The following is a 14,825-nucleotide window of genomic DNA, read 5'->3' on the forward strand; positions in this document are numbered from 1 at the left end:
TGATAAATATGAGTAAAAAGTTGTACATGTCGCTGATTTTTAGTAACTTAGTGGTGATTAAAACATTAAGTTCAAACCATCGTATGTACAACCTTTATACAAAATTCGTCAAAATACTTGAGATATGCAAGCAATTCTCTGAAAATCTCGTCAATGATTCGGGTAATGTTCCACGTCGTGGTCCTGTTCCCAAGTTTTCGGATTTGGAAGTGGTGGCGCTATCCCTGACGGCAGAGACCGAGAGCATTGATAGTGAGAAGTGGTTGTTCGACTATAAATTGCAAGAATACAAGGACAGCATTCCCAATCTCATATCAAGGAGACAGTTCAATGACCGCAGGAAGAAAACGTCAGGCCTGTGTGAGGAACTGCGCAAGCGGATTGCCATGGAAATGGATGGCGGAGAGGAACAATTCTTTGTTGATTCCAAGCCGATAGAGGTTTGTAGGGTTGCAAGAGGAAAACGTTGCAAGATGGGGCGTGCCGGCAATTTCTCGCAAGCTCCCGACTTCGGCTTCTGTGCTTCGCAGAACACGTATTATTTTGGTTATAAGTTACACGCTCTCTGTGGGTTAAGTTGAGTTATCCATTCCTATGATCTGTCAAAGGCAAGTGTGGCTGACCTCCATTATATGAAGGATGTAAAACATACTTATCACGACTGTAGCATCTATGGTGACAAAGGGTATATTGGAGCTGACGTACAGCTTGACTTGTTCGAAACCGCACACATAAGACTGGAGTGTCCGTATCGGCTCAACCAAAAGGATTGGAAACCGACATTCATTCCGTTTGCAAAGGCAAGAAAGAGGATTGAGACAATATTCTCACAACTTACAGACCAGTTCCTGGTCATCAGGAACTACGCGAAAATAACGAATGGTTTGATTTTTAGAATCATTGGCAAAATTAGTGCACTTACCATTCTGCAATACGTAAACTTCATTAACAACAAGCCAATTGGCAGAATTAAGTATGCACTAAATTAATTCCGCCAACAGGTTGATTTTATAAAACTCTCTCAAGTATATCAGGCTTTTGGGAAAATTACATCCCGTGTTTTCAGAGGTTAAAGTTACGGAGATTTTATTGTATGGCGAATGTTTTTGCAAAGAAATTGTGTTTCAGCAGTGGAAAATACTTGAAATGTTTGAAAAAACAAATATGTGATATCGTTATGAATCGGTTATGTACTGATAAGAGTATATCGGTGTAGTTTATTTTGAAACTTTTTCTGATGATATATCGTTGGCGTATAAAATCGGAGACTAAATATTGAATTTTTAATAATAGAGCTCTGATTAATTGGGAGGAATTTGATTGAGAATATATTTGCTACGTCCCACGGGAACGCCCAAAAGAAAAAAAATCCCCCGAACATTCATCCGGGGGACATTCAGGCCGTCACGTCAATTATAATACAGATTAAGATCATCCATACCGATCTCCTTCCCGTCCCGGAAAGAAAGGCTCTTTTTCTCGATCTCCTTTCCGTTCTTGTAAACGGTCACAACCCACTGCATCGGCTCGTTCACGACACCGTCCTCCCCGTCCACGACACTACCGGAAACGGCGAACTCGATCGCCTTTCCCGTCGTGGTTAACGTCACCTTTTCGACGGCCAGTTCTTCATCGCTTAGAATCAACGGGCTTGCGAGGCTTTCCCCCATCGCCCCGTCTTTCAACCGCGTACCGTTGGCGACTACCACGACCGACTTAATGAAGCTGCGGAAATCTCCCGACTGCTCGATCGTTACCTCATACATCGCCCCTTTTCCTCCCGGTTCGTCGTCGTCCTTGCTGCAACCGACGAAACACAATGCCATGCACACGCATACGGCCGACAAATACAAATACTTTCTCATACCTTCAATTATTTAAGTTTATAAATAGATCACGCACCCCAGGCCGACATGGTTGTTATTCCGGAGAATGGAGTTAAACAACATTTCAAACCTGTATTCGGCAAAAAGAGCCACTTTCGGGCTTAGCAACATTTCCGGCCTTATCCCGACCTCGTATCCATACACGAAAGCCTTGCTTTTCGCCAGGTACACAAGATCGCTTTTCGCCTTGGCTTTTTGGTAGCCGATCGTCCCGGCTGCGATCCCCAGGAGCGAGAATTTCCGTCCTTTCAGGGCGTAATAGGCCAGCTCCGGACCGACCGTCACGGTGTTTGCCTTTACCAGATCTCGGTTTAGATTCCGGTAATTAAGGTTTGCCCCCACCTTGAAAGCCTTGTACACCTTTCCAAAACCGAACGTCCCCTGCACCTGACTTTCATCCACGATATAGCCCAGCTTCACGTTCATATACTGGCTTCCGATATATTGTGCCCTGCACACGGCCACCAGGCACAAAAAGAGCGATAATACGGCAATTTTTCTCATAACCTCATTGATTTACTTGTATCGTTACATTCTCTTTCAATGGCAGACCGTAACGGCTTGAAACGGTAAACTCGATCACCGCCTGTCCGGTCGCATCCGGCCGGAACGTCACCAGGTTGTTTTTTCCAGTGCCACGCCCTCGCCCCTTGTCGCATCATACCCGGAAATATATACCCGGCCGCTTCCCTTTACGAACCTGGCCGACGCTTTCACCCCGTAAAGTTCCGTATCAAGCTGCAAATAAAATTCCGCTTCCTCCGATACCAGCATAAGATCCGGCACGTTCCGGAAGCGTATGTTTATCTCCGGGCTGGAAACTTTCAGCTTGATGCTGTCGGATCGTGTCACCAGTTCGCTGGCTACCCCCATGACGATATACGCCTCTCCCTCGGTTGCCGGGATAAAATCGAAATCCAGCCGATTGTTTGCCTTGAAATCATATTCAAACGTTTCTCCGGGGCTGTATTCGTTGTTATCCACCAGGATAACGCCGTCCCCGTCCCTGACCTCAAAGCGTGTCAATATCTGATCCCCGTTGTCCGGATCGAGATCCGAGATCGTAAGGGTGCAATTAACGGGCTTCCCCACTACGGCCGTACCCACGTCTATACTTTTCAGCGTCACGGAAAAATCCCGGCTGACAAGTTTCAGTTCGTCGTCGCAAGACGACAAAAAGACCAAAGCGCACAAGGCGGTAACTAATTTTCTCATACGATTTATTTTATTTGTTCACGATAATACGATCAAACAGAGCGTTCAGATCCACCCCTTTGCTCCTTAGAAAAGCGATGTATTTCACCACCACGGGGGCGGTTTCCGACTGCTCGATGTTGCAAAGCTGCTGGCGGCTGATCCCCATTTCCTCGGCAACACTTTTCGCCGTCAGGCTTAGCCTGATCGCATAATTACAGTTTTTCCTTTTCTTCCGTTCGGCAGTGCGTACCGCCATGCCCTTGTCTTTCCAGCCTGTTCCCGTCTTTTCCCTTTTCTTTCTCGTCCCTTGTTTTTTCTCCTTTTCCTGCCGTTTTCCCACGCTTTTTCGCTCCGTTTTCTCCGGCCTGCGGTGTAATGTGATGACACATGGTGTAATGTGTGTACTAACATATTGCAAATCAATTATTTATCAATTTTTCTCCTATATATTTGCGGTGACAACATGAGTTATCAACACTAAAAATCAAAAATTATGGCAAAGAAAAATGCAAGGGAAGAACCCCCGAAACCGCAGGTCTCCGAAAACGAGCAGATGAGTGACATCGTGTTCATCCTTGACAAGATGGAACTGATTCTGGAAGCGGTGTCGCAAATCGGACAGGACGGAAAATTCAACACGGTAGCCGCCGACAGGCAGAACCGGAACTCCTTCCTGAAGATTGACCGCTATGCAGACGCCTTCGAGAACTTCATCAAGAACTTCTGGAGCCAGCTGAAAGACCCGACACGCTTCGGAATCCTCTCCGTCAAGGAAGACAGGCTGGACGACCCTGCCGTACAGCAGGCCATCGAGGACATCGCCGCAGGAAAAAAGACAAAAGCCGTGGAGGAATTTCTCAAGCAGTACGAGATTGTTCCGCGCAACAAGGAAAACCAAAGTATCAACCCCAAAAACCAAGAAGAAATGGCAAAGAAAAATGAAACCCAGCAGCAGGCTGCCGCAGCTGACAGCCAGCCGCAGAACCAGTCCCCCCAGTACCGTTACAACGAGTCCATGATCAACTGGGAACAGCTCAAGAATTTCGGAATCTCCCGTGAATACCTCCAGGAACGCGGACTGCTCGAACAGATGCTCAAGGGCTACAAGACCAACCAGGTCGTGCCCATAAGCATGAACTTCGGCTCGGCCGTACTGAGAACGGACGCACGTCTGTCCTTCCAGCAGTCCATGGCGGGCGAAGTGGTGCTCGGCATCCACGGTATCCGGCAGAAACCCGACCTTGACCGACCGTACTTCGGACACATCTTCTCCGACGAGGACAAGAAGAACCTGCTCGAAACGGGCAACATGGGGCGTGTCGTGGAACTGAAAGGACGCAACGGGGAATATATCCCATCCTTCATCAGCATCGACAAGCTGACCAACGAGGTGGTCGCCATGAAAGCGGAGAATGCTTTCATCCCGAGGGAAATCAAGGGAGTGGAACTGACAGAGCAGGAGCAGAATGACCTGCGTGAAGGCAAGAAGGTCTATGTAGAGGGCATGATCGCCAAATCCGGCAACGAGTTCAACGCCTTCATTCAGGTGAATGCCGAACGCAGGGGTGTCGAGTTCATTTTCGAGAACGACAAGCTCTTCAACCGCCAGACACTCGGGGGCGTGGAACTGACACAGAAACAGATTGAGGACCTGAACGCTGGAAAAGCCATCTTCGTGGAGGGAATGCAGCGCAAGGACGGCGAGGTGTTCTCCTCCTACGTGAAGTTGGACGAGGCGACAGGCCGCCCGTCCTACACCCGCTATAATCCGGACTCTCCGGAAGGCGCACGCGAAATCTATATTCCCAACGAAATCAACGGGGTGAAGATTACGGCGGAGGAACAGCAGCAGCTCCGTGACGGCAAGGTGATTTTCCTCAATGACATGGTGAACCGCAAGGGAGAGGAATTCTCCTCCTTCATCAAGGCCGACCTGGAAACGGGACGCCTGAGCTACTCCCGTACGCCGGACGGCTTCGAGCAGCGCGAGGATTTCAAGATTCCACCCAAGGTATGGGACGTGGAACTGACCAGACAGCAGCGTGCGGACCTGCAGAGCGGAAAGGCCGTGCTGGTGGAAGGCATCAAGGGATATGACGGGAAGACCATCTCGCAGTACGTCAAGGCGAACTTCAACCAGGGGCGTCTGGACTTCTACAACGAGAATCCTGACCGCAAGCGTGATGCCTCGCAGCGCAATGTGGTGGCCAACAGCCAGCGACAGGAACAGGGAAACCGCAAGTCAAAAGGTGCGAGCATTGCCTGACAACAGGTTACTGAAAAATGAATGTTGAATCAAAAAAAGAAAGAAATATGAAAAAGGAAAACGGAAACGACATGCCTTTCAAGGCTGATGAAGTGAACTGGGACGAACTCTCCGGTATCGGTATCATGAAGGACGAGCTGGAACTCTCCGGCGAAATGGACACCCTCCTCAGGGGAGAGAAAACGAAAGTGATGTCCCTGAGCCTCGTGCTCCTCGGCGTGGACGTGGTGATGGACGCCACGCTCCAACTGGTCCGTAAGGGCGAGTCCCCGCTACTGGAAATCCAGGGAGTGACACCGCTGGGCAAATAATCTGGGAGCAATTATCAAGTAAACCGATGTCTTACCGCCGTTTCCTGTCTTCCGCATGGAAAACGGGAAACGGCTTAATTTTTATCTTACAATATGATAGCAATCATCGCAGAAAAGCCGAATGTAGGCATGGACATTGCCCGTGTAGTCGGGGCTGATACAAGAAATGACGGCTACTGTTCCGGTAACGGATATATGGTGACCTGGGCACTGGGACACCTCGTGTCACTGGCCATACCGGACACTTATGGTTATACGAAAACGGCGGAGGAGGACTTGCCGATGCTGCCGGACCCGTTCCGCCTGGTCTCCCGACAGATGCGCACGGACAGGGGAATGGTTACGGACATCGCCGCCTCGAAACAGCTGAAAGTCATAGAAAGCGTGTTCAACCGCTGTGACAGCATCGTCGTGGCTACCGATGCCGGTCGTGAAGGGGAACTTATCTTCCGCTGGATATACGACTTTCTGGGCTGCACGAAACCGTTCAGACGCCTGTGGATCTCCTCGCTTACTGACGAGGCCATACGAAAAGGTCTGGAGGAACTGAAGGACGGCTCGGAATACGACAGCCTGTATACCGCCGCCGACAGCCGCGCGAAGGCAGACTGGCTGGTGGGTTATCCCAGATAATATGTTATCCGAGAAGATAAATATAAATACCATATTATTAGTTATTTATCAAAATATTTTCTCGGATAACATTGGTCTATCGGAACTTGGACATTGTTTTCAAAAATGGTAATAAAGAAGTTGCTGTCTCCTCTGCTATTTTTACTGCCTCCACCGCATTTCCTCTTTCACTTAAATATTTATTGGCCAATTCAGGAGTGACTTCTGCATAAATGGTAGTTGTTTCTATGGAGGTATGTCCCAAAAAGGCTTTAATCACAACAAGAGATTCTCCACATTCCAGCATATGGACGGCAATGGAATGACGGAAACTATGAGGTGAATACCCCCGTCTCTTAAAAAGATTTGGATAAGTCCTTTTAGCCATTGAAACGTATTTTTTCACGATTTCTTCGACACAGGAGATAGTCATTTTCTCATGCATCTGACTAGAAAATACATGTCTTTTTCTATCGCCTACACTATTCGGGTTTAATCCATTGCTTTTCAGGTAATTTTTCAGTAAGACAGCACAATTTTGAGGAATCGCAACCATTCTTGCCTTGTTTCCTTTTCCAACCAGCCTAAGAACTGTTGTTGTTCCAAAATTTATGTCATTCACGGTCAAGTCGCATATTTCTTGAGCCCTTGCACCGCTTGAGTACAATGTACTCAATAAAACGGCATCACGCCTGCCAAGTTTCCTTGTCGTATCCGGTAAATTCAATAGACAGGATATTTCCTCTTTTGAGAAGTATTTCATGTCTGTTGTTTTAGGAACCCTTTTTCGTGGGATATCATTCACTTGCGAATAAAATTCCAAGGCTTCTTTGAAAGCTTTCTTGACCGCATATTTCGCAAAAGAGGCAATTGCCGCCCTGCGATGGTTGCGGGTTACAGGGGAACATCCCCTTGCAGATTCAAGCCAGACAAGGTATTCAGCGATGGTTCCATTTATTAGATTTGTAAATGATACTTTTTCCGGGGGAATCCCCTTTACCTCGTCCATGAACTCAAACAATAATCTGAAAGCGTATTGGTATGAGGCGATTGTATTCTTACTGACGCCTTTGATTTCAGGCAGGTATGTAATCAGGAAGTCCGATAACAACGGGATAAATTCTTTATTCTTCATCAAAATCTATTTTAGGGAATATGTTTCCGATATAATTGTTCATTCTCTCATGGGAAGCAGTATACAGGGTGTGGCTTGCCTTTAGATATTTGTCGGTTTCTTTAGGACTGTCATGCCCTAAATAAGCGGCAAGGAATGCGGATGCGTTTTCATATTTAATACCCTCCTTTTCCGATTTCAAAAATGAATGCAGAACAAACGTGTGCCGTAAGCAGTGCGGACAAGGTCCTCTCTCCAACCGGTCACGCTTATAGTAGCAAATTCCGGCAGCTTTCAGTATTTTAATAAACCAGTCGTAAAACGAATTGTTTTTAAATGGTTTATGAGGGGCATAGTTACTTTCAAAAAGATAATGGACACATACGCCTTCACGCTCTATTTTTCTTTTGTATTGTTTAAGCTGCTCAATCAATGTCCTGTGTATCGGTATTATCCTTTGCTTCATGTTCTTAGCCTCACGAATATAAATGATGCCGTTTACAAGATCTATGTCCTCCCATTTTAAGCCAAGTCCTTCTCCGAGCCGTAACCCGCAAGAATAAAGAATGCGTAATAGTACGGGAAAGACCATCGTAGCTCGTTGCGGACGTTTAAAGGTGCCGTAACCAAGATTGTCAGCCGCTGAAATTATTCTGGAAATCTCCTCATAGGAAAATATATATGGAATATAATCATCTTCAATGATAGGAAAGTAGATTCTGCGTGGGCAAGTAACCTCATCTAACGTACTGAAAATCAATTAGTTACAAACTTCTCGAAAAACAATTTTTTAATTATTAACAAAAACGTAACCACCTCATTATCAATGATTTACGTAATTTAAGCTTATTAAAAACAATTAATTTTGGACATTTTTTCTACCCTATTTCTACCTTCTAGAAAGTTTTTATTTTCATAAAACAACCCAAAATCGAAGCCAAAAGTATAAGAAAACGGCCTTAAAACACACGTTTTCACAATATTCATCGACCCAGTTCCTACTCAATTTAGCCCTTGTGGACTCATTTTATTATTTCTTTCTTCGCTTGGGATTCATGGGGAACCAGCCCTTCTCTACGCGTTTTTTCTGAGAGAAGAGTTCGCCGATGCCCCATAGGGCGGAAGCACCGAACACACCAAGGAATGAGGAGATATAGACATTGCTGATGAAGAGTGCTGCCACGCAACAGCTGATGCCAACGAGCAGATAGATCACCCAGGGACGAGTGCCAAAATAATATTCTGTCTTGATGACGATAGGATGCCAGAGACCTATCGTTAGAAAGGTCATCGCGGCTATGATAATACCTGTGAAATACATATTTTATTCTTTTGGTTAGATCTTATTTCCATGTTTCAGCAATCGCAGCGCCTTGATGGATGCGGTTACCCATACCAATACCGTCGCGCATGTTACCAGCCAACACCAGTCCCTTGTATTGGTTTTGTAGTTCCTCGATCAGTCTGAACCGTTCTCCACTGTCGCTCCAGTACTGGGGAATGGCATGTTGGTGACGGAAGATCCGGATGAAGTCGGGTTGTACATCTGACGGATATTTCAGCATCGAGTGGAAGGCTTCCAATACGATCTGACGAATCTCGTCGTCGCTCTTCTGCAAATAGTCGGTATGACGGGCACCTCCGATGAAGTATGAGTAAAGTGCTCCGCCCTCTGGCGCACGGCCTTCGAAGCATGATGACGGGAAGAGGATTCCAAGCACACGTTTCTGTTCCTTGCTGGGTACCAGACCACCGAAAGCGGGGAAGTCCAAACCCCTGGCATCACGGATGCCGACACAGACCTGAATAATGGGCGCATAGAACAACTGGGTGAATGGTTTGAGTCGCTCAGCAGGGATAAATGGCAGCAATGCCGGCAGGGCATAGGAGCCCACGGTGGTGACCACGCGCTGGCATCTGATTTCCTCCGAGCCGTTGAAGGTGACAGACCACTCTCCCCCATCTGCAGGCCGTATTTTTACATTATTGGCATCGAGGATGATATCAAGTCCTTTGGCCATCGCATCTACCATCTGACTCAAGCCGCCCACAGCCGAGAACACCTTCTTGGTGGCCAGTCTGTCGCGATCCGTCTTGGGCTCTTTGGCCTTCGCCATCGCACCACGGATGAAACTGCCGTAGTTGGCTTCGAGATTATAGAGTTTCGGCAGGGCATAACGGGTGGTGAGCTTCATCGGATCGCCAGCATAGACACCTGACACAAACGGATCGACGGCATATTCGTAGAACGACTTACCCAGACGACGTTGCGCCAAGGCACCTACCGGTTCATCAGGATCAGTGCCTCGTTTGCGCCAAGGCTCTCCAAGGATTCGGAATTTGTCGGATAGACGGAACAGCGGTGTGGTGATGGCACTCAACGGACCCGACGGCAGCGCATGAAACTGGTTGCCCTTCCAGATAAGACGCCGTTTCGAGGATTCCCTGGCAATCTCCAGTTCACAGTCACCAGCCAGATCATTGAACAGTTCCACGACCTCAGGGAAGGATACCACACCCGTATTGGGGCCGCTCTCATACACAAAGCCATCCTCCTGATAAGTTCGGATCTGGCCTCCGATCCTACTTTCTTTTTCGACAATCACGACATCGTGGCCTTTTTTCTTCAGGTTGTGGGCCGTGCTGAGTCCTGTCAGACCGGCTCCTATAATGACAATTCCTCGATTCTGCATGATCAATAGCTTTTTTAAATGGGATTAGAAAAATGTTTGTCTGTATGCTGCATCAACGGGTCGAGGGCGGCAGCCACACAGCGCACAAACGGACGGCCGTCGGTATTGACGGTGATGTGATGGTCGTCAAACACCAGAATACCGTCGGATGCCATTTCCCTCAGACGTTCCTCGTCGTAATGACAGGTCTGGCGCAGCTGGGCGACGGATGTGCCCGTCCGCTCTGCCACATCGTTCCAGTCGAGAGTGTAGTTACACATCAGCGTCTCCACCACTTCACGGATCAGCTTCTGCTCTGCTGAGAGCTGGTAGCCACGACTAGTGTAGAGACGGTCCTTGCCAATCGTTTCGATATAGGCTTTGATTTCGCGTCCGTTCTGGGCATAGGCATCGTCGAGCTGACTAATGGCGGTCACGCCGAAGGCATAGACCTGCGCTGTGGTGCGACGGGTGCAGTAGCCCTGGAAGTTACGATGCAGCCTTCCCGTCTGCAGGGCTGTGTAGAGTTCATCATCCGGCAGCACGAAGTGATCCAGTCCGATGCTCTGATAGCCTGCCTGCCTTAATATCTCCGAGGCTGTCTCATACATCCGGTTTTTCTCTTCCGTCGCAGGCAAGCCCATACGATCGAGTATCTGCTGACGGGGGAAGAGTTTGGGTAGATGGGCATAGGAGAATGTGACCAGACGGTCAGGGCGCAACGCTGAAGCCTGTTCGATGGTCTTTCGGAAGGAGTCCACGCTCTGTAATGGCAATCCATAGATAAAGTCAAAGTTGACAGTCGCTCCCGAGGCCCTCAGAATCTGGAGGATCTCTTGTAAGGGCAACAGTGACGGACGACGGTTGACTGCTTTCAGCACCTCTTCTTTCATATCCTGAATACCAATGCTATAGCGGGTAAATCCGCATGCGGTGAGCTGTTGCCAGTCGTGCTCGGACAGATAGCCAGGATGGCACTCAATCGCAATCTCAGGACTTGCTATCGTGGGTGCAATACTGAGCAGATGATCGTTGAGTTCCTTGAGCATCGGAATGGGAATCGACGTCGGACTGCCACCACCATAGTGTATCTGTGAGATCTGCCGACTGTTGTCAATATGACGGGCCACCAGGTCGATCTCCCGATGCAGCGCCCCCACATAGGCCTCCACCGTCTCTGGCTTAGCAGCAGGATAGGAGTTACAGCCACAGTAATGACACAGGTGACGACAGAAGGGAATATGCAGATAAAACGATATCTGATTCTGACGGGCCGAATCCGATGCGTTGACGGCACACAGATAATCGGTTTCGGAAAACTCGCCAAAATAGTTGGCTGGCGGATAACTCGTGTATCGCGGTACTGGACGGTTGTATTTTTGAATAATCTCAGGCTGCATTTTTCTTTCTGAAAACGGTTAATATATAAAGCAGCGACAGGGCTGCGATAAAGCATTCTGTGAGGAAAAGGCCATGATAGCCGAAGTGGTCGGCCATGCTGCCGCTGACAGCTGCCATGATGATACCACTCAGGTGGGTCAGTACGGTCTGGATGGTGAAGTCGGTACCTTCGCGCCCCTTACGCACGCACTCCATCGCTGAGGTATAGACCACGATGGTGGCCATACCGTAGCTGGCCCACATCAGCACGATGCCCAAGTAGAGCAACAGTGTTGAAGGCTGCTCGAGATAGGACATGGTGAGGAAATAGACGGTTGTCAACAGGACAAAGCAGGCGAAGAGCAGTCGGGCTGTGTAGATGCCGATACGGCGCACAATGAATCCGGCACCAAAGGAGGCGCAGAATGCCGCAGAAGTACCCACGATGCCACTCATCACACCAATCTCCTTCATGGAATAGCCCAGGTCAACCAGCCAGGGGCGCATCATCGACAAGATACCCACGATACTGGCATAATAGAGCAACAGGAAGCCGATCTGTCTCCAGATACTGCGCTGCGTGAAAAACGAGGCAAAGTCCGTCAGCCGCGCCCGTTCTTGAGGGTTCTTGACTATCATCCCGGTATCACGCCTCATGATAAGCGGCACCAACATCAGTAACACAAATACACCCAAGCACATCGTCACCGTCTGCCAGCCATACTCATGGAGTACCACCAGCAATAGACCGCTACCCACCAAGACACCCCCGAAACTACCCATCGACTGCATACTGTTCACCATACTCTTATCCCTTCCGCCATGCATCAGGATGGCCAAGGCATCAGTAGCGATATCCTGAGTAGCAGATGCCACCAGCGACAGGCACACTAAGGCAATGATCAGATACAGGTTGTCGCCGATATCCAATAGGCCTGCCAAGATGATAAACAGGGCATAGACACACTCGCTGCCGATGATACAGCGGCGGAAGTCACGTCCCGTCAGACAACGACGATCGACGATGGGTGACCAGAGGAATTTCAGGACCCAAGGCAACTTCACCAGCTGCAACAGTCCGATGGTGGCCAGCGAATAATGAGCCTCACGCATCATCACCTGTAAGGCGGTAGCGAAGAAGCTGGAAGGGAGACTTTGGGCAATATAAAGACAGAAGAACATCGGTAATCCAATGCCTCTGCCGTCACGACTGATATGGTTGTTTTCTTGGTTTCCTTGTTGCATACCTTATTTATATATCAAATATCAGAGAAGTTCCGAAAGAGACAGGACGTCCTTTCTGACCATAGGCAGCACTAGCCTTGAAGTAATAGGTCAGGTAGTCGGTATCTGTCAGGTTCTTGCCCCACAACTCCCATGTCACAGGGCCGAAGGTGGCACTCGCCTTGGCGTTCAACAAGGCATAGAAGCGCTGGCTTACCAGATTGTCCTCATTCCAGTAGATCTTTCCCATACCGTTCAGACCGACACTCAATACCAAACGGTCCATGATGCCCTGACGCGGCGTGATGGTATAACTGCCGTTCAACGACAACGTGTGTCGCGGCACAAGCGGCAGCATGTTACCTGTGTAACTCACGGTCTCGCTCTTCTGATAATCCAAGAAGCGGGCATAAGTATAGCCATAGCTCAGTCTCAGCGTCAACGGTTGTACCGGACGGGCTATCAACGACAATTCCACGCCCTTACTGTCGGAGTGACCTGCATTGCGGGTGATATTGCCTACGCCTGGTACGGTCTGAGTGATCTGTTGATGGCGCCAATCTACGTAGAAGAGTGTCAGTTCCATCTGCAGGGCATGGTCGAAGAACGATGTCTTGGTACCCACCTCGTAATTCCAGTTGTACTCCGGGTCATAGGTGCGCTCATCATCCTGAAGGAAAGTGGAATTAAAGCCACCCGTCTTATAACTTCTTGTCACCGAGACGTAGAAGAGTTGTTCTTCGGTGGTCAGGTATTCTATCGAGAACTTCGGTGTCAGCTGCGTAAAGTTAAGCTTGCTATTATAAGTATCCTCAAGATTACCCAATGTCGTAGCCCAGGCAGCAGTGCGATAGGCCTGATAGTCCTCCTTGGCATGTTCGTAGTCGAAACGCAGACCCACACGAGCTTTCAATCCGCCTACGATTCTTAATGACGACTGGTGATAGACTGACACACCCGTGGTAGGCGAGTCGTAGAACTTCGGGGTGCAGTAATCCTGAGCAATGTAGGTCGTACTGAGATTCTTTTTATAGCTGTCGCTGAAGAAGAAGGCACCCACCATCCACTGATAACGACTATCGCTTGTCGATTTCAGGGTCAGTTCTTCACTAAAGATATTCTGACGCACACCCTGTTTCACCCAATAGAGATCCTTCGGCGAGAAATCCTGGTCGATACCCATCTGATCATCTATATACTGATAGGCAGTCTGACTGTTCAGGCTAAATCCGTTGCCCGTATAGCAGGCATTCAGACCCGCGGTGGTAATCTGGCGCAAATAGGAGCTGTAGCGGTTGTAGTTGATCTCACCAGTCTCACCAGTCTCTGCATCATAAATGGCATAAGGATAACCACCCTGATCGCTGTTACGATAGCTGATGTCAGCAGTAATCTGCCAACGCTGGGCAGGTCTCCAAAACACTCTGCCACGCAGATAGCCCTCGTTGAACTTGTCAACCTTACTACCATCGAACGCATTGCGGAAGAAACCATCGTTATGATGATAGCTGCCGTTCACGGCAAATCCAAACTTGTCGCTTACCTTATTATAATGATAGGCATTCACAACGGCATCGTTGTAACGACCATAGCCAAGCTTCACCCGTGTACCCTGATAATCGAATGGCGAGTGGGTATAGGCATTGATGATACCACCGATACAATTACGTCCGTAAAGTGTGCCCTGCGGTCCACGCAACACCTCCAGAGACGACAAGTCAAACAGGTCGTCATCGAAAGCAGAGCGCTCCATGTGAGGCACGCCATCCACATAAAATCCCACGGTGGGACCATTGGTCTTCGATCCTACGCCACGCACAAATACGGGCGATGTCTGTCGGCTACCGTATTCCGGTATATAGAAATTTGGCACCGTGTATCCTAGATCCTTTATACTAGTCATCTCCGTCTGACGCACAAAAAAACTGGAAAGAACGGTTTCCGAGATCGCTTCGCGTCTGGGAGCATCTTGTTTGAAGCCTATCACTTCCACACCTTCCATATCTACATAGCGGGCCACCGTCGTATCTGTCTCCTCTTCTATCTCGTCAGCAAAGACACTAAACGGGCAAAATAACATCATTAATAATGTAAACTTCAATTTCATTTCTTTTTGTCTTGGTTTGTTTTTACGCTGCAAAGGTATAGCTTTTATCGATACTG

13 protein-coding genes and 2 pseudogenes are annotated in these 14,825 nt (G+C 48.5%); 4 read left to right on the forward strand and 11 right to left on the reverse strand.

What is annotated here, in order from left to right; translation table 11 throughout:
• Positions 1 to 8: 8 nt before the first annotated feature.
• Positions 9 to 989: pseudogene (locus tag BQ9893_RS08060) on the forward strand (IS982-like element IS1187 family transposase).
• A gap of 420 nt (positions 990 to 1,409) precedes the next feature.
• Here the strand turns inward: BQ9893_RS08060 and BQ9893_RS08065 are convergent.
• The 4 genes from BQ9893_RS08065 to BQ9893_RS08080 all read right to left on the reverse strand — a co-directional run bounded on the left by BQ9893_RS08065 (position 1,410) and on the right by BQ9893_RS08080 (position 3,423).
• Positions 1,410 to 1,865 carry a DUF4425 family protein gene (locus BQ9893_RS08065; protein WP_075965623.1) on the reverse strand — a complete coding sequence of 152 codons (456 nt, stop codon included), beginning with the start codon at positions 1,863 to 1,865 and terminating at the stop codon, positions 1,410 to 1,412.
• 18 nt (positions 1,866 to 1,883) lie between these two features.
• On the reverse strand, positions 1,884 to 2,390 hold the full coding sequence (locus BQ9893_RS08070; RefSeq protein WP_007756692.1) for a conjugal transfer protein TraO: 507 nt from the start codon (positions 2,388 to 2,390) through the stop codon (positions 1,884 to 1,886).
• 108 nt (positions 2,391 to 2,498) lie between these two features.
• Positions 2,499 to 3,101: a hypothetical protein gene (locus BQ9893_RS08075; RefSeq protein ID WP_244063949.1), complete on the reverse strand. Its 603-nt coding sequence runs from the start codon at positions 3,099 to 3,101 to the stop codon at positions 2,499 to 2,501.
• A 10-nt stretch (positions 3,102 to 3,111) separates the two neighbouring features.
• Positions 3,112 to 3,423 (reverse strand): hypothetical protein, encoded by a 312-nt coding sequence (locus tag BQ9893_RS08080; RefSeq protein WP_227045008.1) that lies wholly within the window; start codon positions 3,421 to 3,423, stop codon positions 3,112 to 3,114.
• Between the two features lie 153 nt (positions 3,424 to 3,576).
• Between BQ9893_RS08080 and BQ9893_RS08085 the strand changes: the two genes are divergently transcribed.
• The 3 genes and pseudogenes from BQ9893_RS08085 to BQ9893_RS08095 all read left to right on the forward strand — a co-directional run.
• The gene (locus tag BQ9893_RS08085; RefSeq protein ID WP_075965624.1) at positions 3,577 to 5,349 is read left to right on the forward strand and encodes a DUF3945 domain-containing protein; all 1,773 of its coding nucleotides are present in this window, start codon (positions 3,577 to 3,579) and stop codon (positions 5,347 to 5,349) included.
• Positions 5,350 to 5,396: 47 nt separating this feature from the next.
• The gene (locus BQ9893_RS08090; protein ID WP_075966082.1) at positions 5,397 to 5,660 is read left to right on the forward strand and encodes a DUF4099 domain-containing protein; all 264 of its coding nucleotides are present in this window, start codon (positions 5,397 to 5,399) and stop codon (positions 5,658 to 5,660) included.
• A 93-nt stretch (positions 5,661 to 5,753) separates the two neighbouring features.
• Positions 5,754 to 6,281: pseudogene (locus BQ9893_RS08095) on the forward strand (toprim domain-containing protein); the annotation flags it as partial.
• An 88-nt stretch (positions 6,282 to 6,369) separates the two neighbouring features.
• On the opposite strand, the gene BQ9893_RS08100 reads toward BQ9893_RS08095, so the two are convergent.
• The 7 genes from BQ9893_RS08100 to BQ9893_RS08130 form a co-directional block, all read right to left on the reverse strand.
• Positions 6,370 to 7,407 carry a tyrosine-type recombinase/integrase gene (locus BQ9893_RS08100; RefSeq protein ID WP_075965626.1) on the reverse strand — a complete coding sequence of 346 codons (1,038 nt, stop codon included), beginning with the start codon at positions 7,405 to 7,407 and terminating at the stop codon, positions 6,370 to 6,372.
• Positions 7,397 to 8,146 (reverse strand): tyrosine-type recombinase/integrase, encoded by a 750-nt coding sequence (locus BQ9893_RS08105; protein WP_075965627.1) that lies wholly within the window; start codon positions 8,144 to 8,146, stop codon positions 7,397 to 7,399. The genes BQ9893_RS08100 and BQ9893_RS08105 overlap by 11 nt, the downstream gene beginning before the upstream one ends.
• Positions 8,147 to 8,416: 270 nt before the next feature.
• On the reverse strand, positions 8,417 to 8,707 hold the full coding sequence (locus BQ9893_RS08110; RefSeq protein WP_075965628.1) for a DUF4491 family protein: 291 nt from the start codon (positions 8,705 to 8,707) through the stop codon (positions 8,417 to 8,419).
• A 22-nt stretch (positions 8,708 to 8,729) separates the two neighbouring features.
• Entirely contained in the window at positions 8,730 to 10,079 is a 1,350-nt protein-coding gene (gene hemG / locus BQ9893_RS08115) for a protoporphyrinogen oxidase (protein ID WP_075965629.1), read from the reverse strand.
• Between the two features lie 14 nt (positions 10,080 to 10,093).
• A complete protein-coding gene (hemN, locus tag BQ9893_RS08120; protein ID WP_075965630.1) occupies positions 10,094 to 11,458 on the reverse strand; it encodes an oxygen-independent coproporphyrinogen III oxidase in 1,365 nt (454 codons plus the stop codon).
• Positions 11,448 to 12,683, reverse strand: a complete 1,236-nt coding sequence (locus tag BQ9893_RS08125; RefSeq protein WP_004311709.1) for an MFS transporter — start codon at positions 12,681 to 12,683, stop codon at positions 11,448 to 11,450. The genes hemN and BQ9893_RS08125 overlap by 11 nt, the downstream gene beginning before the upstream one ends.
• A gap of 7 nt (positions 12,684 to 12,690) precedes the next feature.
• Entirely contained in the window at positions 12,691 to 14,769 is a 2,079-nt protein-coding gene (locus tag BQ9893_RS08130) for a TonB-dependent receptor (RefSeq protein WP_237472075.1), read from the reverse strand.
• Between the last annotated feature and the right edge of the window lie 56 nt (positions 14,770 to 14,825).

The organism is Parabacteroides massiliensis (assembly GCF_900155425.1).
In the GTDB taxonomy this organism is placed as follows: domain Bacteria; phylum Bacteroidota; class Bacteroidia; order Bacteroidales; family Tannerellaceae; genus Parabacteroides; species Parabacteroides massiliensis.